At 37.5% G+C, this 21,429-nt stretch carries 18 protein-coding genes; 17 read left to right on the top strand and 1 reads right to left on the bottom strand.

Annotated elements, in window-relative coordinates; all coding sequences use genetic code 11:
- Positions 1 to 6: 6 nt before the first annotated feature.
- The 17 genes from NST60_RS15975 to NST60_RS16055 all read left to right on the top strand — a co-directional run bounded on the left by NST60_RS15975 (position 7) and on the right by NST60_RS16055 (position 20,902).
- A complete protein-coding gene (locus tag NST60_RS15975) occupies positions 7 to 1,017 on the top strand; it encodes an ABC transporter ATP-binding protein (protein WP_169189123.1) in 1,011 nt (336 codons plus the stop codon).
- A complete protein-coding gene (locus NST60_RS15980; protein ID WP_016203456.1) occupies positions 986 to 1,978 on the top strand; it encodes an ABC transporter ATP-binding protein in 993 nt (330 codons plus the stop codon). The genes NST60_RS15975 and NST60_RS15980 overlap by 32 nt, the downstream gene beginning before the upstream one ends.
- A 1-nt stretch (position 1,979) precedes the next feature.
- On the top strand, positions 1,980 to 3,590 hold the full coding sequence (locus NST60_RS15985) for a gamma-glutamyltransferase family protein (RefSeq protein ID WP_101729331.1): 1,611 nt from the start codon (positions 1,980 to 1,982) through the stop codon (positions 3,588 to 3,590).
- Between the two features lie 24 nt (positions 3,591 to 3,614).
- Entirely contained in the window at positions 3,615 to 4,178 is a 564-nt protein-coding gene (locus NST60_RS15990) for a chromate transporter (RefSeq protein ID WP_101729330.1), read from the top strand.
- A complete protein-coding gene (locus NST60_RS15995; protein WP_169189121.1) occupies positions 4,175 to 4,705 on the top strand; it encodes a chromate transporter in 531 nt (176 codons plus the stop codon). The genes NST60_RS15990 and NST60_RS15995 overlap by 4 nt, the downstream gene beginning before the upstream one ends.
- A gap of 20 nt (positions 4,706 to 4,725) precedes the next feature.
- Positions 4,726 to 5,562: a DUF1028 domain-containing protein gene (locus tag NST60_RS16000; RefSeq protein ID WP_101729329.1), complete on the top strand. Its 837-nt coding sequence runs from the start codon at positions 4,726 to 4,728 to the stop codon at positions 5,560 to 5,562.
- A gap of 351 nt (positions 5,563 to 5,913) precedes the next feature.
- The gene (gene secA, locus NST60_RS16005) at positions 5,914 to 8,433 is read left to right on the top strand and encodes a preprotein translocase subunit SecA (RefSeq protein WP_169189120.1); all 2,520 of its coding nucleotides are present in this window, start codon (positions 5,914 to 5,916) and stop codon (positions 8,431 to 8,433) included.
- 82 nt (positions 8,434 to 8,515) lie between these two features.
- Positions 8,516 to 8,722, top strand: a complete 207-nt coding sequence (locus tag NST60_RS16010; protein ID WP_341099428.1) for a hypothetical protein — start codon at positions 8,516 to 8,518, stop codon at positions 8,720 to 8,722.
- Positions 8,723 to 8,821: 99 nt separating this feature from the next.
- A protein-coding gene (gene prfB / locus NST60_RS16015; protein ID WP_156827808.1) for a peptide chain release factor 2 occupies positions 8,822 to 9,926 on the top strand; the annotation gives its coding sequence in 2 pieces (ribosomal slippage) (positions 8,822 to 8,893 and positions 8,895 to 9,926; 1,104 coding nt in all).
- 280 nt (positions 9,927 to 10,206) lie between these two features.
- Positions 10,207 to 11,007, top strand: a complete 801-nt coding sequence (gene bacA / locus NST60_RS16020; protein WP_016203446.1) for an undecaprenyl-diphosphate phosphatase — start codon at positions 10,207 to 10,209, stop codon at positions 11,005 to 11,007.
- 328 nt (positions 11,008 to 11,335) lie between these two features.
- Positions 11,336 to 12,154, top strand: coding sequence for a YitT family protein (locus NST60_RS16025; protein ID WP_016203445.1), 819 nt, complete (start codon positions 11,336 to 11,338; stop codon positions 12,152 to 12,154).
- Between the two features lie 957 nt (positions 12,155 to 13,111).
- Positions 13,112 to 13,798 carry a cell division ATP-binding protein FtsE gene (gene ftsE, locus NST60_RS16030; RefSeq protein ID WP_016203444.1) on the top strand — a complete coding sequence of 229 codons (687 nt, stop codon included), beginning with the start codon at positions 13,112 to 13,114 and terminating at the stop codon, positions 13,796 to 13,798.
- Entirely contained in the window at positions 13,788 to 14,681 is an 894-nt protein-coding gene (gene ftsX / locus NST60_RS16035; RefSeq protein ID WP_016203443.1) for a permease-like cell division protein FtsX, read from the top strand. Before ftsE ends, ftsX begins: the two co-directional genes overlap by 11 nt.
- Positions 14,682 to 14,832: 151 nt before the next feature.
- Positions 14,833 to 16,257, top strand: coding sequence for a murein hydrolase activator EnvC family protein (locus NST60_RS16040; RefSeq protein ID WP_341099429.1), 1,425 nt, complete (start codon positions 14,833 to 14,835; stop codon positions 16,255 to 16,257).
- A 242-nt stretch (positions 16,258 to 16,499) separates the two neighbouring features.
- Positions 16,500 to 16,838, top strand: coding sequence for an ArsR/SmtB family transcription factor (locus NST60_RS16045; RefSeq protein ID WP_101729321.1), 339 nt, complete (start codon positions 16,500 to 16,502; stop codon positions 16,836 to 16,838).
- 277 nt (positions 16,839 to 17,115) lie between these two features.
- The gene (locus NST60_RS16050; protein WP_341099433.1) at positions 17,116 to 19,296 is read left to right on the top strand and encodes a heavy metal translocating P-type ATPase; all 2,181 of its coding nucleotides are present in this window, start codon (positions 17,116 to 17,118) and stop codon (positions 19,294 to 19,296) included.
- A 184-nt stretch (positions 19,297 to 19,480) separates the two neighbouring features.
- Positions 19,481 to 20,902: a S41 family peptidase gene (locus tag NST60_RS16055; RefSeq protein ID WP_169189116.1), complete on the top strand. Its 1,422-nt coding sequence runs from the start codon at positions 19,481 to 19,483 to the stop codon at positions 20,900 to 20,902.
- A gap of 67 nt (positions 20,903 to 20,969) precedes the next feature.
- Here the strand turns inward: NST60_RS16055 and NST60_RS16060 are convergent, their stop codons facing one another.
- Entirely contained in the window at positions 20,970 to 21,332 is a 363-nt protein-coding gene (locus NST60_RS16060; protein ID WP_016203437.1) for a winged helix-turn-helix transcriptional regulator, read from the bottom strand.
- Positions 21,333 to 21,429 lie beyond the last annotated feature (97 nt).

The following is a 21,429-nucleotide window of genomic DNA, read 5'->3' on the forward strand; positions in this document are numbered from 1 at the left end:
TTAAAAATGGAGAAGAAGCTATTATCTGTAAAAGACTTACGGACAAATTTTCGTACAGCTGATGGGGAACTATCAGCTGTACGAGGAATTTCTTTTGACTTAGATAAGGGAGAAACATTATGCATTGTCGGAGAATCCGGTTGTGGGAAAAGTATTACCTCCCTTTCACTTATGGGGCTTCTTCCGAGTAATGGCTATATTAGCAAAGAGTCTTCGATTAATTTGAATGGCACCGATTTGTCCAAACTCCCGAAGGAACGACTGCGTTCTATCAGAGGTCGCGACATCTCGATGATTTTCCAAGAACCGATGACGGCACTAAATCCGGTTTTAACAATCGGATATCAGCTAAGAGAGCCGCTAATGCTTCATCAACATTTATCGAAGCAAAAGGCACATGCGAAAGGAATTGAATTATTAACACAAGTTGGAATTCCCTATCCTGAAAAAAGAATGAAGCAATACCCACATGAATTAAGTGGCGGGATGAGACAACGGGTTATGATTGCTATTGCCCTGTCATGCCGTCCGCAATTATTGATTGCCGATGAACCAACTACTGCGCTAGATGTAACAATTCAAGCACAAATATTGGATTTAATGGATGATTTAAAGAACCAGCTTGGCATGGGTGTTATTATGGTTACCCATGATATGGGAGTAGTTGCGGAAATAGCGGATCGAGTAATGGTTATGTATGCCGGGGAAAAGGTGGAGGAAGGCGATGTGGAAAGTATCTTTACCAATCCGCAGCATCCTTATACAAGAGGCCTTTTAAACTCTGTACCTGATATTGATGATCCATCTTTTGAACTTGAAGCAATTCCAGGTTCATTGCCTAACTTAAATGAAGAAATCAGTGGATGTCGCTTTCATCCGCGCTGTCCATTTGCGACAGATAGATGTAAAGCAGATTCCCCGAAAGAATATGAGCTGCATTCCGCTCATCGCGTAAAATGCTGGTTGCAGGAGGAGGTGGAAATACATGCAGACGATCGAGAAACCATCCCTTCTTAAATTAGAAGGGGTTAAGAAGTATTTTCCTATTAAAGGTGGCTTATTGCAAAGAGTTCAAGGCAATGTAAAGGCTGTCGAAAATGTTAGTTTAGAAGTTTTTGAGGGAGAAAGTGTTGGTGTTGTTGGAGAATCTGGCTGTGGGAAATCGACGCTTGGCCGAACGATTCTTGGATTAGAAGAAATAACCGATGGAAAGGTGTATTTCCAAAGCCAAGATACACAGGCACTTTCGAGTAAAGAACGAAAAGCAATCAAAAAAGATATGCAGATGATCTTCCAAGATCCATATGCTTCCTTAAATCCGCGCCAAAAAATTGGCAATGCATTAGAAGAGGCATTTGTTATTCATACCAATCTATCAAAAGAAGATAGAAAACAAAGGGTAGTAGAACTTTTACAAGAGGTCGGTTTAAAGGAAGAACATTATGATCGCTATCCCCATGAATTTAGTGGCGGGCAGCGTCAACGTATTGGGATTGCGCGTGCAATTGCTCTTAATCCTTCTTTGATTATTTGTGATGAAGCAGTTTCTGCTTTAGACGTTTCTGTTCAAGCACAAGTATTAAAATTAATGAAGGGATTAAAAGATAAATATCAATTAACATATCTGTTTATCTCTCATGATCTAGGGGTAGTTCGCTATTTTTGTGATCGAGTTTTAGTTATGTATTTAGGGAATACGGTGGAACTTGCTTCCTCGGAAAAATTATATGAAAATCCCCTTCATCCTTACACAAAAGCATTGTTATCCTCGATTCCGCGACCTAAAATGGGAGGAAAGGGTGAACGTATTCGCTTAAAAGGAGAGATCCCTAATCCTGCTAACCCGCCATCTGGGTGCCCGTTCCATACACGCTGTCCGATTGCGACTGACTTATGCAAACAATCGAAACCAGAGTGGAAAGAAGCAGAGGCGAATCACTTCGTAGCCTGTCATTATGTCGGAAAGGAATTGAATTAATATGAAACTAGATTACTTGTATCATCCTTATCCATCCCAACGTAACACTGTATTTGCCAAAAAGGGAATGGTCGCTACTTCCCAGCCTTTAGCTGCTCAAGCTGGTCTTGAAATTTTGCAGAAGGGTGGGAATGCGATTGATGCGGCTATTGCAACAGCAGCAGCCTTAACAGTAGTGGAGCCAACATCGAATGGAATCGGCGGCGACGCGTTTGCCCTTGTATGGGTAAAAGACAAGTTGCACGGATTAAATGCGAGCGGCCCGGCACCAAGTTCTATTTCTATTGACGATTTAAAAGAAAAAGGGTTAGAGAAGATGCCAACCCATGGCGTTATCCCCGTTACTGTACCAGGAGTTCCATCTGCATGGGCTGCACTTTCAGAAAAGTTTGGAAAGTTACCTTTGAGTGAAACGTTGGCACCGGCTATTCGTCTGGCTGAAGAAGGTTATCCAGTTAGCCCGACTTTAGGGAAGTATTGGGATCTTGCGTACAATCGTTTTAAAGAGAAGTTTCAAGGAGAAGAATATAAACCTTGGTTCGATACCTTTGCACCGAATGGCAGAGCGCCAAAAATTGGCGAGGTTTGGTCATCAGAAGGTCATGCTTCTACCTTGCGTTCTATTGCAGAAACAAATGCGGAGAGCTTTTATCGAGGAGAATTGGCAGAAAAAATTTCGCAGTTTATGGAAGATCATAATGGCTATCTTCATAAAGACGATTTAGCTCGTTTTTATCCAGAATGGGTAGAACCAATATCCGTTTCTTATAAAGGTTATGACGTTTGGGAAATTCCACCAAATGGTCAAGGGTTAGTTGCTTTAATGGCATTAAATATTGCTAAAGGCTTTGATTTAACAGAGAAGGATTCGGTACATACATACCACAAGCATATCGAAGCAATGAAGCTTGCATTTACAGATGGAAAAGCATTTATTACGGAAGAGAAAGAAATGCCTCATACAGTAAGTGAACTATTAAGCGAAGAATACGCGGCTTTAAGAAGAGAAAAAATCGGCGAGCATGCCATTACTCCAGAACCATTATCCCCTCCAAAAGGAGGAACGGTTTACTTAGCCGCAGCAGATGAAGAAGGAAATATGATTTCGTATATTCAAAGTAATTACATGGGCTTTGGTTCGGGAATTGTTATTCCAGAAACAGGAATTGGCTTGCAAAACCGCGGGCATGATTTTTCACTAGATCCCACTCATCCCAATGCATTAAAACCAGGAAAAAGAACGTATCATACGATTATTCCAGGTTTCCTTACGAAAAATAATAAACCAGTCGGACCTTTTGGGGTTATGGGTGGTTATATGCAGCCACAAGGACATTTCCAGGTTGTCACCAATACAATTGATTTCCATTTGAACCCACAAGCGGCATTAGATGCACCAAGATGGCAGTGGTTGGAAGGAAAGAAAATTCTCGTAGAACCTCATTTTCCAAACTATCTTGCCCAAGCACTTGCAAGACGTGGACATGAGATTCAAACCGCGACGGAGTATGGGCACTTTGGCAGAGGACAGATTATTTGGCGAGATGAAGAGACGGGGGTATTAATTGGTGGGACAGAATCAAGAACAGATGGAGCGATTGCTTCCTGGTAAGACTTCGGAAAGGTTGTTGATTTTATGACACATTGGCATCTATTTCTTGCATTTTTCCGAGTTGGGATACTAGGATATGGCGGTGGTCCATCTTCTATTCCCCTTGTAAAAAATGAAGTAGTCGATAAATATAAATGGATGACAGATGACGAGTTTTCTGATGTTTTAGCATTAGGGAATGCTTTGCCTGGACCGATTGCGACAAAGATGGCCGGGTATATTGGTTGGCAAGTAAAAGGAGTCCTCGGAATGTTAAATGCCATTATCGCATCCGTTGTTCCGACGATTTTATTAATGATTGTTCTTTTAACCTTTTTAAATTCCTTTAAAGATAAGCCTTGGGTATTAGGAATGGCCAAGGCAGTTGTTCCCGTAGTTGGGGTAATGCTAGCGGTATTAACAGTAGATTTTCTAAAAAAAGTAAATGCTCATTTTGGTGTGAAGCTAACGATTGGATTACTGATAGCAAGTCTTATCCTTTTAGTTCTTCTTAATATCCATCCAGCGATTGTAATTGGAGTTGTTATTGTTGTTTCCCTTCTTAGTAAGCAGGAGAAGCAGGAAGTAAAAGAGGTGAAGGCTTCATGATTTACTGGCACATCTTTTGGGCATTTTTTCTTCCTGGGATACTTGGCTATGGAGGAGGACCCGCTTCCATTCCTTTAGTGGAAAAAGAAGTAGACGACCGGTATGGCTGGGTTACGGAAAATGAATTTAGTGAAATGCTGGCAATGGGAAATGCATTGCCTGGACCAATTGCAACAAAAATGGCAGGCTACATCGGATTTCAAGAAGGTGGTGTAATTGGAGCCTTTATTGGTGTCTTTGCGACGGTTGCTCCATCCTTGTTACTCATGATTGCCTTGCTTCGTCTTTTAATGAAATTTAAAGATTCACCTAAAGTAAATTTACTGACAAACTTAGTTCGACCAGTGATAGCGGTTTTACTAGCAATGATGACGATTAGTTTTTTTCAGAATTCGTATGATGGAATCGGAATTTACCAGACAGTTTTCATAGGCGTCGTAAGCTTACTTTTACTAGAAAAAGTAAAAGTTCATCCTGCTTATGTGATAGCAGGTTCCCTTATGTATGGGGCTATTTTCTTGGCTTAAATGGAGAAGAAGGTTAGGCAATGACATTTTCGATTATTGGCTATGATCCACAGGAAAAAGAATGGGGCATTGCTGTCCAGTCTAAATTTCTTGGCGTTGGTGCAGTTGTTCCTTGGGCAAAAGCAGGAGTGGGAGCCGTTGCGACGCAATCTTATGCAAATACGTCCTTTGGTCCAGAAGGCTTGCGTTTAATGGAAGAAGGAAAATCAGCAGAAGAAGCCTTGCATACACTATTAGACAAAGACCCAGGAAGAGAGCAAAGACAGGTTGGCTTTATTGATGCAAATGGGAATGCTGCAACTTTTACGGGAAAGGAATGTTATAACTGGGCTGGAGGGGTAACAGGTCCTCATTTTGCAGCACAGGGAAATATTCTTGTTGATGAAAATACAGTACAGGCAATGGCGGATATTTTTCAAAAAACAGAAGGGAAACTAGCAGAACGGCTACTTGCAGCATTGCAAGCAGGACAGGACGCTGGTGGTGATAGTAGAGGGCAGCAATCAGCAGCGCTGCTTGTTGTAAAAGAAAGTGGAGGATATGGTGGTTTTAATGATCGCTATGTTGACTTGCGGGTAGAAGATCACGAGGAGCCAATCAAAGAACTTGCACGCATCTATCAATTACAGCAACTCTATTTCGCCCCATCAAAGCCAGAGAATATTATTTCGATAGAAGGAAAGACGCAAGAAGAACTAACGACACACTTACAAAGATTAAACTATCTAAACGAAAATACAACAGACGTATCAACAGCGCTAAAAACATATATTCATACCGAAAACTTTGAAGAACGAGAGCAACCAACAGGACTCATCGATTTAGAAGTACTTGAGTATATGAAAAAACAGAAGTGATTATCGTAAAAAACTTCCTAAATTGATAGGGAGTTTTTTTGTGTGTCTTGATAGAATCCATTGTTCTGTCAAGGTATAAGTTGTCACGCTATTGTGGAAATGGTAAGATGTATAGATGATACTAGTTTCATTTTAAAGAAAAATGGGTATTTAGCCATCATTTTTCTTCTATAATATATAGTATGCGATATAATTAAAGGTAATTAACTAAAAAATTGATTTTTTTCGATGAAATCACGGATATGTTAACAAAGAAGACAATTAATTTTCATCTGCTTTTAATGAAAAAGAGATAATCTTCCCAATATCTACTACGATTTCTCATTATAATAGAAAAAGGAGCGTTTTTTAATGCTTGGAATTTTAAATAAAGTATTTGATCAAAACAAACGCGATATTAAGAAATTAGCAAAAATTGCTGATAAGATTGAATTGCTTGCAGATGAAACTGCAGCATTATCGGACGAGCAATTAAAAGGAAAAACAGAAGAATTTAAAGCGCGTTTCCAAAAAGGGGAAACATTAGATGACTTATTGGTAGAAGCCTTTGCAGTAGTGAGAGAAGCTGCCAAGCGTGTACTTGGACTTTATCCATATCATGTACAGCTAATGGGGGGAGCATCCCTTCATGATGGAAATATTTCCGAGATGAAAACAGGGGAAGGTAAAACATTAACGGCAACAATGCCTGTTTACTTAAATGCCCTATCTGGTAAAGGAGTTCACGTTGTAACAGTCAACGAATATCTTGCTACTCGTGATGCCGCAGAAATGGGTCAATTATATAATTTCCTTGGATTAACAGTCGGACTTAACTTAAATGGTCTTTCTAGAGAGGATAAGCAAGCAGCTTATAGTGCCGATATCACATACGGAACAAATAATGAATTTGGTTTTGATTATTTGCGTGATAACATGGTTCTTTATCACGAGCAAAAGGTACAAAAACCATTGTATTATGCAGTAATCGATGAAGTCGATTCCATCTTAATTGATGAAGCTCGTACTCCACTTATCATTTCTGGTTCTGCACAAAAATCAACACAGCTTTATGTTCGTGCTAACATTTTTGTTAGCAGCCTAAAGCCAGAAAAAGATTATACCTATGATGAAAAAACAAAAGGTGTTCAATTAACAGAAGAAGGTATGTCAAAAGCAGAGCGTGTTTTCCAAATCGAAAACCTATTTGACGTTTCCAATGTTGCGATTAACCATCATATTACCCAAGCATTAAAAGCTCATGCTAGTATGCACAAGGATATAGACTATGTGGTTCAAGATGGCGAGATTGTCATTGTTGACCAATTTACAGGCCGTTTAATGAAAGGCCGCCGCTATAGTGATGGCTTGCATCAAGCAATTGAAGCGAAAGAAAACTTAGAAATTCAAAATGAAAGCATGACGCTTGCAACGATCACATTCCAAAACTATTTCCGTATGTATGAAAAACTTGCAGGGATGACTGGTACAGCAAAAACGGAAGAAGAGGAATTCCGCAATATTTATAATATGAACGTTGTTGTTATTCCAACAAACCGTGATATCGTTCGTGATGATCGTCCAGATTTAATCTATGCATCAATGGACGGGAAATTTAGAGCAGTCGTGGAAGATATTGCAGAGCGTCACAAAAACGGACAACCAGTACTTGTTGGTACTGTTGCAATTGAAACGTCTGAAATCATCTCGAAGTATTTAACGAAAAAGGGAATTCCGCATAATGTCTTGAATGCGAAAAACCATGAAAGAGAAGCGGAAATCATTGCAACTGCCGGGGAACAAGGTTCTGTGACCATTGCAACAAATATGGCTGGTCGTGGTACAGATATTAAACTTGGCGAAGGTGTTAAAGAATTAGGCGGTCTATCAGTTATCGGTACAGAGCGTCATGAAAGTAGACGTATTGATAACCAGCTTCGTGGTCGTTCTGGTCGTCAAGGAGATCCAGGGGTAACACAATTCTATCTATCCATGGAAGATGAATTGATGCGCCGTTTCGGTTCAGACAATATGAAAAATATGATGGCGAGACTGGGTATGGATGATTCCCAGCCTATCCAAAGTAAAATGGTATCCCGTGCTGTAGAATCTGCACAAAAACGTGTAGAAGGAAATAACTTCGATTCACGTAAGCAATTACTACAGTATGATGATGTTCTTCGTCAGCAACGTGAAATCATCTACTCACAGCGTAATGAAGTATTAACTTCTGAAAACTTGCGCTCTATTGTGGAAAAGATGATTAAATCATCATTAGAGAGAAATGTCCAAGCACATACTCCAGATAATGCAGACAGAGAAAGCTGGGATTTACAGGCTATCGTGGATTATGTAAATGGAAATCTTCTTAACGAAGGTGATGTAAGTGTAGCGGATCTTCGTGGAAAAGAAAGTGATGAAATCGTTGAATTCATTTTCACGAAAGTATTACAAAGCTATGATGAAAAAGAAGAGAAGCTTTCGCCTGAGCAAATGCGCGAATTTGAAAAAGTTATTGTTCTTCGTGCAGTTGATAGTAAGTGGATTGACCATATCGACCAAATGGATCAATTACGCCAAGGTATCCATCTTCGTGCATATGGACAAATCGATCCGCTTCGTGAATATCAATCAGAAGGATTTGCTATGTTTGAAGCAATGGTTATTGCCATTGAAGAAGACGTTGCAAAATATATCATGAAAGCAGAAATCCGCAATAATCTGGAAAGGGAAGAAGTGGCAAAAGGCCAAGCAGTAAACCCAAAAGAAGAAGGCGGCGACAAGAAACCAAAGAAAAAACCAGCAGTTAAGCAACTAGACATCGGACGTAATGCACCATGCTTCTGTGGCAGCGGAAAAAAATATAAAAATTGCCATGGCGCAAATTTATAATATATAGTAGTGAAGGGTCTACCTTTTCCTTTTGGAAAACGGTAGACTTTTTTTATTTGGATGGGGGTTGGGGGCCGGGAGATTGGATTGGAATGCAAGTAAAAGAGGGAAAGTCGCAAGTAAAGGTGAGGAAGTCGCAAGTAAAGGTGGAGAAGTCGCAAGTAAGGGTGCGAAAGTCGCAAGTAAAAGTGCGAAAATCGCAAATAAGGGTGGAGAAGGCGCAAATAAAGGTGTGAAAATCGTAAGAAAGCCCGCAAAACGCACGATCAATTTCCCGCTTCACTATTAAATTAACAGGAAAACATGCATTTTTTTTCAAAAAGCCATATAATACATAAAGGAAGTAGTAAACTACTTAGAACTATAATTTATATAAAGGGTGACATTAATGGAATTAGCAGATATTCGCAATGAGTTAGAAAAGATAAATGTAACACTAGAAAACTTTAGGGGGTCTCTTTGACTTAGAAAACAAAGAGGCGCGTATTGCTGGGTTAGAAGATGAAATGCTTCATCCTGACTTCTGGAATGATCAGCAGGCAGCTCAAGCAGTAATTTCAGAAAGCAATGCATTAAAGGACCAGGTTCATGAATTCTACCAATTAGTAGAAACATTTGAGAACCTTGAATTAACTTACGAATTGGTGAAGGAAGAGGACGATGCTGAGCTTCGTGCGGAGTTGGAAGAGGAGCTTACGGAATTAGTTGATCGTTTAAGCCAGTTCGAATTAAATTTATTATTAAGTGGACCATATGATAAAAATAATGCCATCTTGGAACTTCACCCAGGTGCGGGTGGTACAGAGTCTCAAGACTGGGGCAGCATGCTTCTGCGCATGTATACAAGATACGCAGAGAAAAAAGGGTTCAAAGTGGAGACCTTGGACTATTTACCAGGAGACGAAGCTGGTATTAAGAGTGTAACGTTAGCGATTAAAGGACATAACGCATATGGATACTTAAAAGCGGAAAAAGGGGTTCATCGCTTAGTGCGTATTTCACCATTTGACTCGTCTGGCCGCAGACACACAAGTTTCGTATCCTGTGATGTAATGCCTGAGTTTAACGATGAAATTGAAATCGAGGTTCGTACAGAAGATTTAAAAATTGATACGTATCGTGCTAGTGGAGCGGGTGGTCAGCATATTAATACAACCGATTCTGCTGTTCGTATTACGCATATTCCAACAGGCGTTGTTGTTTCCTGCCAGACAGAGCGTTCGCAAATTAAAAACAGAGAAACCGCAATGAAAATGTTGAAAGCAAAATTATATCAACGTAAAATCGAAGAACAAGAAGAAAAGCTTGCGGAAATCCGTGGAGAACAAAAAGAAATTGGTTGGGGAAGTCAAATCCGTTCTTATGTTTTCCATCCATATTCCATGGTTAAAGATCACCGCACGAATACAGAAGTTGGGAATACACAATCTGTCATGGATGGTGACCTTGATATCTTTATTAATGCTTATCTTCGTTCCAAAATTAATTCTTAATAAACAGAGCCAAATTCGGAATGGATTAGTGATTGCTAATCCAGGCGAATTTGGCTTTTTTTATATTATATGCCCCAACCTAAAATTGTAGATAACCTTAAATTTTAAGGAGTTTGTCTACAGTCTAAGCCTGGATTTCCCTTAAAGAAGAAATCAGGCTCTTTTTTTATTTTTCGATTCTAGATTAAGGCGTTAAAAAATATATTTAAATGGACATGCGTTAATTTTTGTTGAGTATTTTTCTGTAAAGCACGCCCATCTTTCTAAGAGGAGGAACTTCATGGAGATTATCATTGCTATTATATTAGGAATAGTAGAAGGATTAACTGAGTTTGCTCCAGTTTCATCAACTGGCCATCTCATTTTAGTTGCGCATTTATTAGAATTCACAGGGGAGAAAGCCAAAACGTTTGAAATTATTATCCAATTAGGAAGTATTCTTGCGGTAGTCTTTGTTTTTTGGAGACGAATTTTAAGTATTCTAGGAATAAAAAAGTGGCAGAAGGGGGAAGAGGTTGGGACATTAAGCATTTTTCATATTGCCATTGGAATTATTCCCTTTGGGATAGGAGGCGTCCTATTTTATGATTTTATTAAGGAAGTACTTTTTCGATCAGGAACGGTTGTAATTACGCTTATTATCGGGGGTCTATTGATGCTGGCAGCAGAGAAATGGAAACCGCACAAGCCTACAGCAGAAACCTTAGATCAAGTTACTTATCGACAAGCATTTGCAGTTGGAATGTTTCAGTGCTTTGCATTGGTACCTGGCTTTTCCCGTTCTGGGGCAACTTTATCTGGTGGTTTGCTCGCTGGAATGAGCCACAAAACAGCATCGGAATTTACTTTTATTATGGCAATTCCGATCATGGCAGCTGCGACTGGTAAGGATTTGTTCGAAAGCTGGAACTATTTAACTCCACAAGACCTTCCTCTTTTCCTGACTGGTTTTTTCACTGCTTTTATTGTTGCATTATTAGCTATTAAGTTTTTCTTGCAGCTAATCAACAAAATCAAGTTGGCTCCTTTTGCTTATTATCGATTCGGACTTGCCTTCCTCTTTTGGATTTTTATTTTATAGTCTTTAACAGACCTCGCAAACTACTTTTGCGGGGTCAAATCTTCTTATTTCATCGCTTTACCACGCTAATTTACCACCATTTACACTTCAAATAATAGATGATATACTCTCTGCTTGGGAAGAATCAGTTCATTGAATGATGAATAGAGGAATGAGAATCGCTTCCTCTTTTTCGTTTGTTTTTTTTAAAATAAATTGCACTGATTATAAAAAGGATGTCATATTTTTGATTATGCTCTTTACAATTTTTACATAATAAAAAAGATTGTCGAATAAGAATGCTTTGAAAATGTGACAGAAAATGACAAGAAAATAGAGGTGTAAAAGAATGAAATTGCGCGAGTATGTTTATGTGCTAATAGGGTCGGCAATTGTCGCTTTATCATTTAATTTGTTTTTATTACCTAACAATATTGCCTCTGGCGGAGTAAGTGGTATTAGCACGATTACAAAGGCAATGTTTGCGTGGGAACCAGCCTATGTGCAATGGGCATTTAATATTCCATTATTTATTTTAGGCGTCCTTTTATTAGGAAAGAGCTTCGGAGTGAAGACGTTAGTGGGTACCGTATTTTTACCATTTGTTGTGTACCTTTCAAGAGGGTTAGAGCCATGGACAAATGAACCATTACTAGCTGCCCTTTATGGTGGAATAGGGATTGGACTTGGCATAGGAATTGTTTTTAGAGGGAAAGCATCTACTGGTGGAACAGACCTAGCTGCTCAGATCATCAATAAATTTACAGGTATTTCGTTAGGCAAATGTGTCGCATTAATTGATGGGATTATTGTTATTACTGCTTCTATCGTATTTAGTATTGAACAAGGTCTTTATGCATTAATTGCTTTATTTGTAACGAGTAAAACAATCGATCTTGTTCAAGTAGGATTTGGAAGTTCAAAAATGACTTTGATTATTACCGATAAACAAGAAGAAGTAAGGGAAGGTATTTTAAATAAGATTGACCGTGGTGTAACAAGATTAACTGCACACGGTGGCTATACTGATTCAGAAAGACCAATCTTAATGTGTGTCGTAGATCAGTCGCAATTTATAAAGCTAAAGCAATTAGTAAAATCTATTGATGAAACAGCATTTGTGGTTGTAACAGACGCCTCAGAGGTTCTTGGGAGAGGTTTTAAATAAGATTATCCCACTCTTAACGGACAGTAAGACTCCCCCTCAAGCATAGGAGAATACGAGGAAGATCAACTGTCCGTAAAGGTCCGATTGGTTCAACTAACCATCAGTGGGGATAAAGGAAAGCCCCCACTGATGGAAGTTTCACTTTATTGAGAATATCTTTTTTAGGGATGATTCATTGGGTTTAAAAGGAATCGGAACTAAAGAAGATATTCTTTTTATTAGGCTGTTTTCTAAAGGATTGTTGTTTTTTCAATCGAAAAAAAATTAGTTGAAAAAATGGAGCAGCCGGAGGCAAAGCTGAGGAGGCTCAGCGCGAGCCCCACGGAAAGCGAAGTGTATTCCGGCTGCGGGTAATCGCAACAAACTTTACGAAAACAGCTTTTTATTATAAATTTGTCGAATTTTCTTTTTTTAGAATGTAGTATACAGGAAATGAATTTTGTGAATTTTTTGTGTCTTAACAAAAGATGGTTTTTAATATGTAAATAATGTTCAATAAAAATTAATGGATTCAGGTATATAATACTATTTATCGAAAAAAATAACGAAAATAAAGGGGAAATAGGTCGATTTGTAGTACTATATTAATAGAAATTGTTGGCATATGATGAAAACAATAGTACTTTATGTTATGTTTGAAAAGAAAATGTAATAATTTTTTACGTTAATTTGACGTATTATGATGATATAATAGCTTAAGTAAGCAAAGGGGCAGCCTGTGAATAATTGCAGATTGTCACTTTAAGTCGGTTGAAAGTTGTCGAATTTTGGTTTTTGAATCATATGGAAAAGTAGAAGGAATAGGTTAGGAAAATTAAACTTATTGCCAGAGGATAAATTCATAAACCAAATCACTTCCATATAACTCTTCTGTGATTCGTTTATGTTTTCAAACTCATATGTAACTTCTTCACTTTTCAATAATCCATACAAAAAATAATTCAGGTGTGATAATAGATGATAGAAATGAAGAATGTAATGAAGAAGTATGCTAACGGTGTAATAGCCGCTAATGGGATAAATGTTAGGATCAATCAAGGTGAATTTGTTTATGTAGTAGGACCAAGTGGTGCAGGTAAGTCTACATTTATTAAAATGATGTATCGTGAAGAAAAGCCTACACAAGGAAGTATTCGAATTAACGGTATAAATTTAGAAAAATTAAAAGACAAGAAGGTTCCATTATTAAGAAGAAACATGGGAGTTGTCTTTCAGGATTTTAAGCTCCTTCCTACGTTAACTGTTTTTGAAAATGTTGCCTTTGCGTTAGAAGTTATTGAAGAAAACCCAAAATATATAAAGAAAAAAGTCATGGAGACTCTAGAACTGGTTGGATTAAAGCATAAGGCAAGGATGTTGCCAACAGAATTATCTGGAGGAGAGCAACAACGTATTTCCATTGCACGTTCCATTGTCAATTCCCCGAAATTAGTGATTGCAGATGAGCCTACCGGAAATCTGGATCCTGAAACATCATGGGAAATTATGAATATTTTTGAAACGATAAATAATAGAGGTACAACAATTATAATGGCAACCCATAATCGTGAAGTAGTTAACACGATAAAGCACCGTGTTATTGCTATTGAAGGCGGCAGAATTGTACGTGATGAAACGAGAGGTGAATACGGATATGAAGGCTAGGACAGTAGCTAGGCACACAAAAGAAAGTTTTAAAAGCCTTCTTCGTAACGGTTGGATGACATTTGCCTCTGTTAGTGCGGTAACCATCACATTAATCCTTGTTGGAGTATTCTTCGTTATAATGATGAATTTAAATCATGTAGCGACTTCTATTGAAGAAAATGTAGAGATAAGAGTGCATATTGATGTAGCAGCAACAGAGGAAGAGAGAAACACGCTAGAAGATCAAATAAAGGCTATTCCAGAAGTCGGTAGTGTTGTCTTTTCTCCTAAAGGGGAAGAATTGGACAACTTAATCAGTAGTCTAGGAGAAGATGGGGATGCCTTTAAACTCTTTGAACAGGATAATCCATTAAATGATGTCTTTGTTGTGAAAACGAAGGATCCAGAAGATACATTAACCGTAGTAGATAAAATTGAGAAGCTTGAACACGCTGCAAAAGTAAGGTATGGACAAGGTACTGTTGAAAAGCTATTTAGCGCAATTGATATGAGTAGAAATGTAGGGATTGTGCTGATCATCGGTTTACTATTTACAGCAATGTTCCTTATTTCCAATACGATTAAAATTACGATTGTTGCGAGAAGAAAAGAAATTGAAATTATGCGTTTAGTAGGAGCAACCAATTGGTTTATCCGCTGGCCATTTTTCCTAGAAGGTATGTGGCTTGGCATATTAGGATCAATTATTCCGATAGCTGCGGTTAGCGCAGTTTATTATTATGCGTATCAATTTTTAATAGCAAAATTAGCAGGAAGCTATATTCAAATTTTAGATTATACTCCGTTTGTATTCCAAGTGTCTGGATTACTTTTAGTAATGGGAGCAGTAATTGGAATTTGGGGTTCTGTAATGAGTATCCGCAAGTTTTTAAGAGTGTAAGTTGGTTGTCGATAAAAAAATTAGTCTAAGGGTCAATAGCTTGGAGAACGAGAACTATAGTGCTTCAAGCTATTCTATTTGAATAAAAAGAGAGAAAGCAACAAATTTACCAAGTTTACATATTGGTATACGGGGAAGGAGCTTGTACTAAATGAAAAAGAAAGTTGCAAAATTAACACTTGTGTCTGCGTTAACTATAAGTAGTGTTATCGCTTATACAGCATCAACTACATCACCGGTATACGCCCAAGGTTCGCTAAGTGATCTGAATAAGGAAAAAAGCAATATTGAGAATAAGCAAAATGATGTGAAATCCAAACTAGATGATTCTTCTAATAAATTAAATGATATTCATTCAGAACAAGAATCAGTAGAAACAGAGATTAAGAAATTAAATACGTCTATCTCAAGCACACAAGTGAAAATTACCGAGAAAAAAGAGCAGATCTCTACTACAAAAGAAGAAGTGAAAAAATTAGAAAAGCAAATTGAAGAAGTAACAGCAAGGATTGAAAAAAGAAATGAATTACTGAAAGAGCGTGCAAGATCTTACCAGCAAACTGGAGGTATGGTTAATTACCTAGATGTGTTAATGGGTTCACAAAGCTTCAGTGATTTTATTGATAGAGTTGGTGCTGTAGCAACAATCGTAGAAGCGGATCAAACGATAATTAAAGAGCAAGAAGCGGATAAAAAGCTATTAGAGGACTCTAAAGCAGAGCTAAAGTCGAAATTAAGCTCACTAGAAACAATGCTTGCTGATCTTGAATCGCTAAGTTCTCAGTTGAATACAGAGAAAAAAGCAAAAGACAAATTAATGGCTCAATTGAAAGAAGAGGAAAATCACGTACATGCAGAAATGCTTTCTTTAGAGGAAGAAGAACAGCTACTTAAAGATCAACAGGTAGCTATGGAAAAGGCGATAAAATTAGAGAAAGAAAGACAAGCAGAATTAGCAAGAAAAGCGGCAGAAGCAGAAAGACAACGTAAAGAAGCAGAAGCAAAGGCTGCTGCGGAAAGAGCTGCTACACAAAAAGCTGCTACACAAAAAGCTGCTGCACAAAAAGCATCAGCTACTAAATCTAGTTCGAATAAAACTACATCAATCAGCTCGTCTAGTGGAGGCAGCAGTTCTCCAAGTGTATCGAAGTCATCTACTTCTGTATCATCTGGTAACTTTACCCGTCCAGCAGGCGGCGGCTATTTATCTTCAGGGCTTGGACAACGTTGGGGTACTTTCCATGCAGGTGTTGATATTGCAGCGACTGGAGCTGTTCCGATTTATTCGGCTGCAGATGGTGTAGTTATAAGATCGTATAATTCAAGTAGTTATGGACAAGTTATCTTTATTAGTCATTACATTGATGGACAGCAATACACAACGGTTTATGCACATATGAGAGATGGCAGTCGTTTAGTAAATGCTGGAGATGTTGTTTCAAAAGGACAACGTATCGGTACAATGGGTAATACAGGTGATTCTACTGGACAGCATTTACATTTTGAATTGCATAAAGGACCTTGGAACCAAGCAAAATCAAATGCAATTAATCCAATTGGAATTGTTCCATTGTAATAGAATAGTATAGTACTAGTTTATCCGAAATAAGGAGAATTAAACATGAAATGATAGGCATATGTTATTTCTCCTAAACCCGACTTTATGGCGTTCATTTTTAAATGAACGCCATTATTTCTTTTGGTGGAAAGAGTTGGATATCAGAAGGAAATAGAAGGAGTCATGTCGCTACAGAAAGCATAAATTTGTATGCTATAATAGATGGAAAGGTTTGTAATAATAAAGGGGTAAGATTATAGATGAGCGAATTTAATGATAAAAATGAATCAATGAATCCAATAAATAAGCATGAATTGGATGAAGAAACACTATTTATTGTTTCTCAAACGTTTAAAGCACTATCAGACCCTACAAGGATAAAAATCCTCCATTTATTGTCAAAAAAGCAGCATTCTGTTAATGAAATCGCAGAAAATCTGCATATGCTCCAATCGACTGTTTCTCATCAACTTCGTTTTTTAAAGAATTTGCGCTTAGTTAAATATAAGCGAGAAGGAACAACAATGATTTATTCCTGTGATGATGAGCATGTAATGGGTGTATTAAAACAAATGATTGATCATGCAAGACATCACTAAGTAACAGATACTTTCTAATATCTATATTGACTGTAGAAGCTTCTAGAAGGAAAGGGGATTCTACAGTCTTTTTGATGTTTTCAAGATGCCTTCTCTTCTTTTTTATACTCCACTGATGGAAGTTTCTTTATTATAAAAAATCAGAATATAGATTGACACTTTTATAAGATAATTCATATAATATAAATATGAGTATATGAATAATTGTTCATATATTAAAAAATAATATAAGTCAGTGTGTAATAGATAAAATTTTCAAAGGAAAGTAGGGATAGAGATGGGAGAAGAGAAGCAGCTATTGAAAAAAGAATTTACATTAGAAGGCTTAGACTGTGCTAATTGTGCAATGAAAATAGAAAATGGAATTTCCTCCATTAATGGAGTTAGTGAATGTAATGTCAACTTTGCTACACAAACGTTAAGTTTACAGTTAGATGAATCGAAACAAAACAATATTTTAGCAAAGGCTGAAAAAACAATTACGAGACTAGAACCACATGTGAAAATGGTGGAAAAGAGAAAAAGAGCTACTTCTACCTCCCATAATCATGCACATGATCACGAGCATGACAACGATACACATGGACATTCGCATGATCACGGTGCGGAAAATACAAAGAAATTAATTGGAAGATTAATCGCTGGAACGATTGTTGCAGCGATTGGAATTATTGCTCCGTTAACTGGAATTATCGAATTTGCTCTTTTCTTCTTAGCATATTTAATTGTCGGGGGAGACATTTTATTTAGAGCGATAAAAAACATTTTACGTGGGCAAGTATTTGATGAGCATTTTCTAATGTCAATTGCAACATTAGGCGCATTTGCTATTCAAGAATATCCTGAGGGAGTAGCAGTTATGCTTTTCTATCAAATAGGTGAGCTATTCCAAGGGGTAGCCGTCAATCGTTCCAGAAAATCGATTACTAGCTTAATGGATATACGGCCAGACTATGCAAATGTAAAGGATGGAACAGAATTAAAGAAGATGCCACCAGAGCAAGTGAAAATTGGTGATATCATTATGGTAAAGCCAGGGGAAAAAATTCCGCTTGATGGACGGGTTATAGAAGGAAGCTCTTCTGTCGATACATCAGCGTTAACAGGCGAGTCCGTCCCTCGTGATATCGAGATTGGTAATGAGGTACTAAGTGGATTTATTAATAATCACGGAGTACTAACAATCGAAGTAACAAAGGATTTTGGAGAATCAACAGTCACGAAAATATTAGAGCTTGTACAAAATGCAAGTAATCGCAAAGCACCTACTGAAAATTTTATTACTAAATTTGCAAGATATTATACGCCGGTAGTAGTGATTACAGCTGCTTTATTAGCTATCGTGCCACCCCTATTAATAAGTGGTGCAACTTTCTCAGACTGGTTGTATCGTGCACTAGTCTTCCTTGTTATTTCTTGTCCTTGTGCTCTTGTTGTCTCTATACCGTTAGGATTCTTTGGCGGAATTGGTGCAGCATCAAAAAAGGGGATCTTAGTAAAAGGGAGCAATTATTTAGAAGCATTAAATGATGTTAAGTATATTGTTTTCGATAAAACTGGTACTTTAACAAAAGGAGTATTTGAAGTAAATTCAATCAAAGCCTCTCCTGGATTTTCAGAAGAAGAAGTTTTGGAATATGCAGCTTATGCAGAAGCGCATTCTAATCATCCGATTGCGGAATCCATTAGAAAAGCATATCATGCTCAAATAATCGAGGAACGTTTGGAAGAATATCAGGAACTATCTGGCCATGGAATTATTGTGAAGTTTGATGGGAAGAAAGTGCTAGCTGGTAATCAAAAATTGATGTTAAAAGAAAACATAGATTACTTACAAAACGAAGAAGTTGGTACGGTTATTTATGTGGCAGTAAATCAAGAATTTATTGGTTCCATTGTTATTTCTGATCAGGTAAAAGAAGATGCAGAAGAAGCTATTCAACGTTTAAAAGAGTTGGGGATAAAGAAAACGGTCATGTTAACCGGTGATGCTAAAAAGGTTGGCGATAAGATCGGCGCTTTATTAAAAATAGATGAAGTTCATGCGGAGCTGTTGCCACAGCATAAAGTCGAGGAAATAGAGAAACTAGATGCACAAAAGCAGGTGAAAGAAAAAATTTTATTTGTTGGGGATGGGATAAATGATACTCCTGTTTTAGCAAGAGCTGATGTAGGAATGGCAATGGGCGGTTTAGGTGCAGATGCAGCGATTGAGGCAGCAGATATTGTCATTATGACAGATGAACCTTCTAAAATAGCAACAGCGCTGTCTGTTGCAAAACGTACAAGACGAATTGTATGGCAAAATATTATATTCGCCTTAGGGGTCAAAGCGATCTTTTTATTACTTGGAGCCTTTGGCATTGCAACGATGTGGGAAGCAGTTTTCTCCGATGTAGGTGTTACGGTTCTTGCCGTTCTAAATGCAATGCGCGTGCTGAGGATAAAAGAGTTGTAAGGAATAATAAATTTACTGATCCACATGTATACATTCTTTTAGAAAAAGAAAAACGGTGTTAAAGCTATTTCGTCTTTGGCACCGTTTTTTTTTTGTATGAAATAGATTCATCATAAGTTGTCCGAACCCATCATATACATAAAAAAGGGATAAATACATCGTTGTAGAAGAAGGGACGGTTGAAATGAATCGAAAATGGTTGGCTATTTACATGGCAGGCTCCTTACTAGCGGGGTCAGGAATGACATATATGGGAATAACCGTTTTAGAAAAAAGACAAGGGGATCAAACGAATGATCAAACAAGTGAGACAACATCTCTTTATAAGTTAGATAAAGCCTATCAGATCATCCTGCAAAATTATGTAGAAAATGTAGACAAGCAGAAATTAGAGGATGGAGCAATCAAAGGGATGCTCGCTACCTTGGAGGATCCATATTCTGTTTATATGGATCAAGAGGCTGCAAAACAATTTGAACAGGCATTAGATTCTTCTTTTGAAGGAATTGGCGCAGAAATTAGTATAGAAGAAGATAAAATGATCATTGTTTCTCCAATTAAAGGTTCTCCAGCAGAAAAAGCGGGCATTAAACCACAAGATCAAATTATTTCCGTTAATGGAGAAAAGGTAGAAGGAAAAGACTTAAATGACGTAATTGGCCAAATTAGAGGGGAAAAAGGAACCAAGGTTGAACTAGAAATTAAACGAGCATCGGTAGATAAACCGCTAAAGGTAGACATTGTACGAGATGAAGTTCCCCAAATAACGGTTTATTCTGATATCAAAAAAGATGGTGGAGAAAAGATTGGCTATATAGAAATTACGTCTTTTTCTAAAGATACGGCAAGTGAATTTGAAAAAGCGTTAAGTACTTTAGAGAAAAATGAAATTTCTGGTCTTATCTTAGACGTCCGCGGTAATCCTGGTGGATTGCTTACTAGTGTGAACGCTATTGTGGAGCAATTTTTAACTGACCATAAACCTTATTTACAAGTAGAGAATAGAAATGGAGACCGCGAACCGTTTTATTCTGATTTAAATAAACAAAAGGACTATCCAGTTGTAGTGCTGATTGATAATGGTAGTGCGTCCGCTTCGGAAATTTTAGCTGCTGCCTTGAAAGAAGGGGCAGATTATCCGCTAATTGGGGAGAATTCCTTTGGAAAAGGAACAGTCCAACAACCAATTTTGATGGATGATGGCAGTGAAATCAAATTAACCGTTTCTAAATGGCTGACTCCTGATGGAAATTGGATCCATAAAAAAGGAATAAAACCAACCATTGAAGTAAAGCAAACAGATTTATATCACACTCATCCTTTGCAAATTGTAGACTCGCTAAAGTTAGAAGATAATGATGAACAAGTCAAATATGCACAAGAAATTTTGACAAGCCTAGGGTTCACGACAGATCGACAAGATGGCTATTATAGTCCGCAAACAGAAGTTGCTGTGCGAGCATTCCAAGATAAAAACACGCTCGAGGTAACTGGCATAATTGATTCAAAAACGGCTGCGAAGCTGGAAGAAGCGGTTAAAATAGCGAAGCAAAAAGACGAAAATGATATCCAATTACAAACGGCTATACGATATTTAGTACATTAAATTGTGAACGATAAAAATGAGAATCTCCTGCCCATTTTTCAAAAGCAGGAGATTTTTTTGTAAAACCTTATTTATTTAGCACACTATCTTCCAACACTAAATTTTTATCTCCATAAATTTTAGTTATATGAGTGTCTCCCCAAGCACAAAGGGCATTTAAAATAGGCTCTAAACTTTTTCCATAGTCACTTAATTCATATTCTACTTTTGGTGGTATTTGCTGATAGATAATACGGTTAATTACGCCATCTTCTTCTAATTCTCTTAATTGTTGTGTAAGCATTTTTTGTGTAATATTTGGCATTAATCGTTTTAACTCACTTGTTCTCTTTTTACCATGTGTTAAGTGGCATAAAATCACACATTTCCACTTCCCCCCAATTACTTCTAAAGTGGCTTCGACGGATATATTATATTTCTTATTTTCCATGATATCCTCCATTTTATAGGTACTTTTTTGTACCTATATAACTTTTAGGTTCCTACATTACAAAAAAGTACGTACTTTTCTATTTGTCTTATATGAT

Source organism: Niallia sp. FSL W8-1348 (genome assembly GCF_038006745.1).
Classification (GTDB): Bacteria; Bacillota; Bacilli; order Bacillales; family Cytobacillaceae; genus Niallia; species Niallia alba.

What these genes read in the sequence shown, in the direction of transcription:
- NST60_RS15975 (WP_169189123.1), top strand. Translation starts at nt 7, where the DNA reads ATGGAGAAGAAGCTATTATCTGTAAAAGACTTACGGACAAATTTTCGT.
- NST60_RS15980 (WP_016203456.1), top strand. Translation starts at nt 986, where the DNA reads ATGCAGACGATCGAGAAACCATCCCTTCTTAAATTAGAAGGGGTTAAG.
- NST60_RS15985 (WP_101729331.1), top strand. Translation starts at nt 1,980, where the DNA reads ATGAAACTAGATTACTTGTATCATCCTTATCCATCCCAACGTAACACT.
- NST60_RS15990 (WP_101729330.1), top strand. Translation starts at nt 3,615, where the DNA reads ATGACACATTGGCATCTATTTCTTGCATTTTTCCGAGTTGGGATACTA.
- NST60_RS15995 (WP_169189121.1), top strand. Translation starts at nt 4,175, where the DNA reads ATGATTTACTGGCACATCTTTTGGGCATTTTTTCTTCCTGGGATACTT.
- NST60_RS16000 (WP_101729329.1), top strand. Translation starts at nt 4,726, where the DNA reads ATGACATTTTCGATTATTGGCTATGATCCACAGGAAAAAGAATGGGGC.
- secA (WP_169189120.1), top strand. Translation starts at nt 5,914, where the DNA reads ATGCTTGGAATTTTAAATAAAGTATTTGATCAAAACAAACGCGATATT.
- bacA (WP_016203446.1), top strand. Translation starts at nt 10,207, where the DNA reads ATGGAGATTATCATTGCTATTATATTAGGAATAGTAGAAGGATTAACT.
- NST60_RS16025 (WP_016203445.1), top strand. Translation starts at nt 11,336, where the DNA reads ATGAAATTGCGCGAGTATGTTTATGTGCTAATAGGGTCGGCAATTGTC.
- ftsE (WP_016203444.1), top strand. Translation starts at nt 13,112, where the DNA reads ATGATAGAAATGAAGAATGTAATGAAGAAGTATGCTAACGGTGTAATA.
- ftsX (WP_016203443.1), top strand. Translation starts at nt 13,788, where the DNA reads ATGAAGGCTAGGACAGTAGCTAGGCACACAAAAGAAAGTTTTAAAAGC.
- NST60_RS16040 (WP_341099429.1), top strand. Translation starts at nt 14,833, where the DNA reads ATGAAAAAGAAAGTTGCAAAATTAACACTTGTGTCTGCGTTAACTATA.
- NST60_RS16045 (WP_101729321.1), top strand. Translation starts at nt 16,500, where the DNA reads ATGAGCGAATTTAATGATAAAAATGAATCAATGAATCCAATAAATAAG.
- NST60_RS16050 (WP_341099433.1), top strand. Translation starts at nt 17,116, where the DNA reads ATGGGAGAAGAGAAGCAGCTATTGAAAAAAGAATTTACATTAGAAGGC.
- NST60_RS16055 (WP_169189116.1), top strand. Translation starts at nt 19,481, where the DNA reads ATGAATCGAAAATGGTTGGCTATTTACATGGCAGGCTCCTTACTAGCG.
- NST60_RS16060 (WP_016203437.1), bottom strand. Translation starts at nt 21,332, where the DNA reads ATGGAAAATAAGAAATATAATATATCCGTCGAAGCCACTTTAGAAGTA.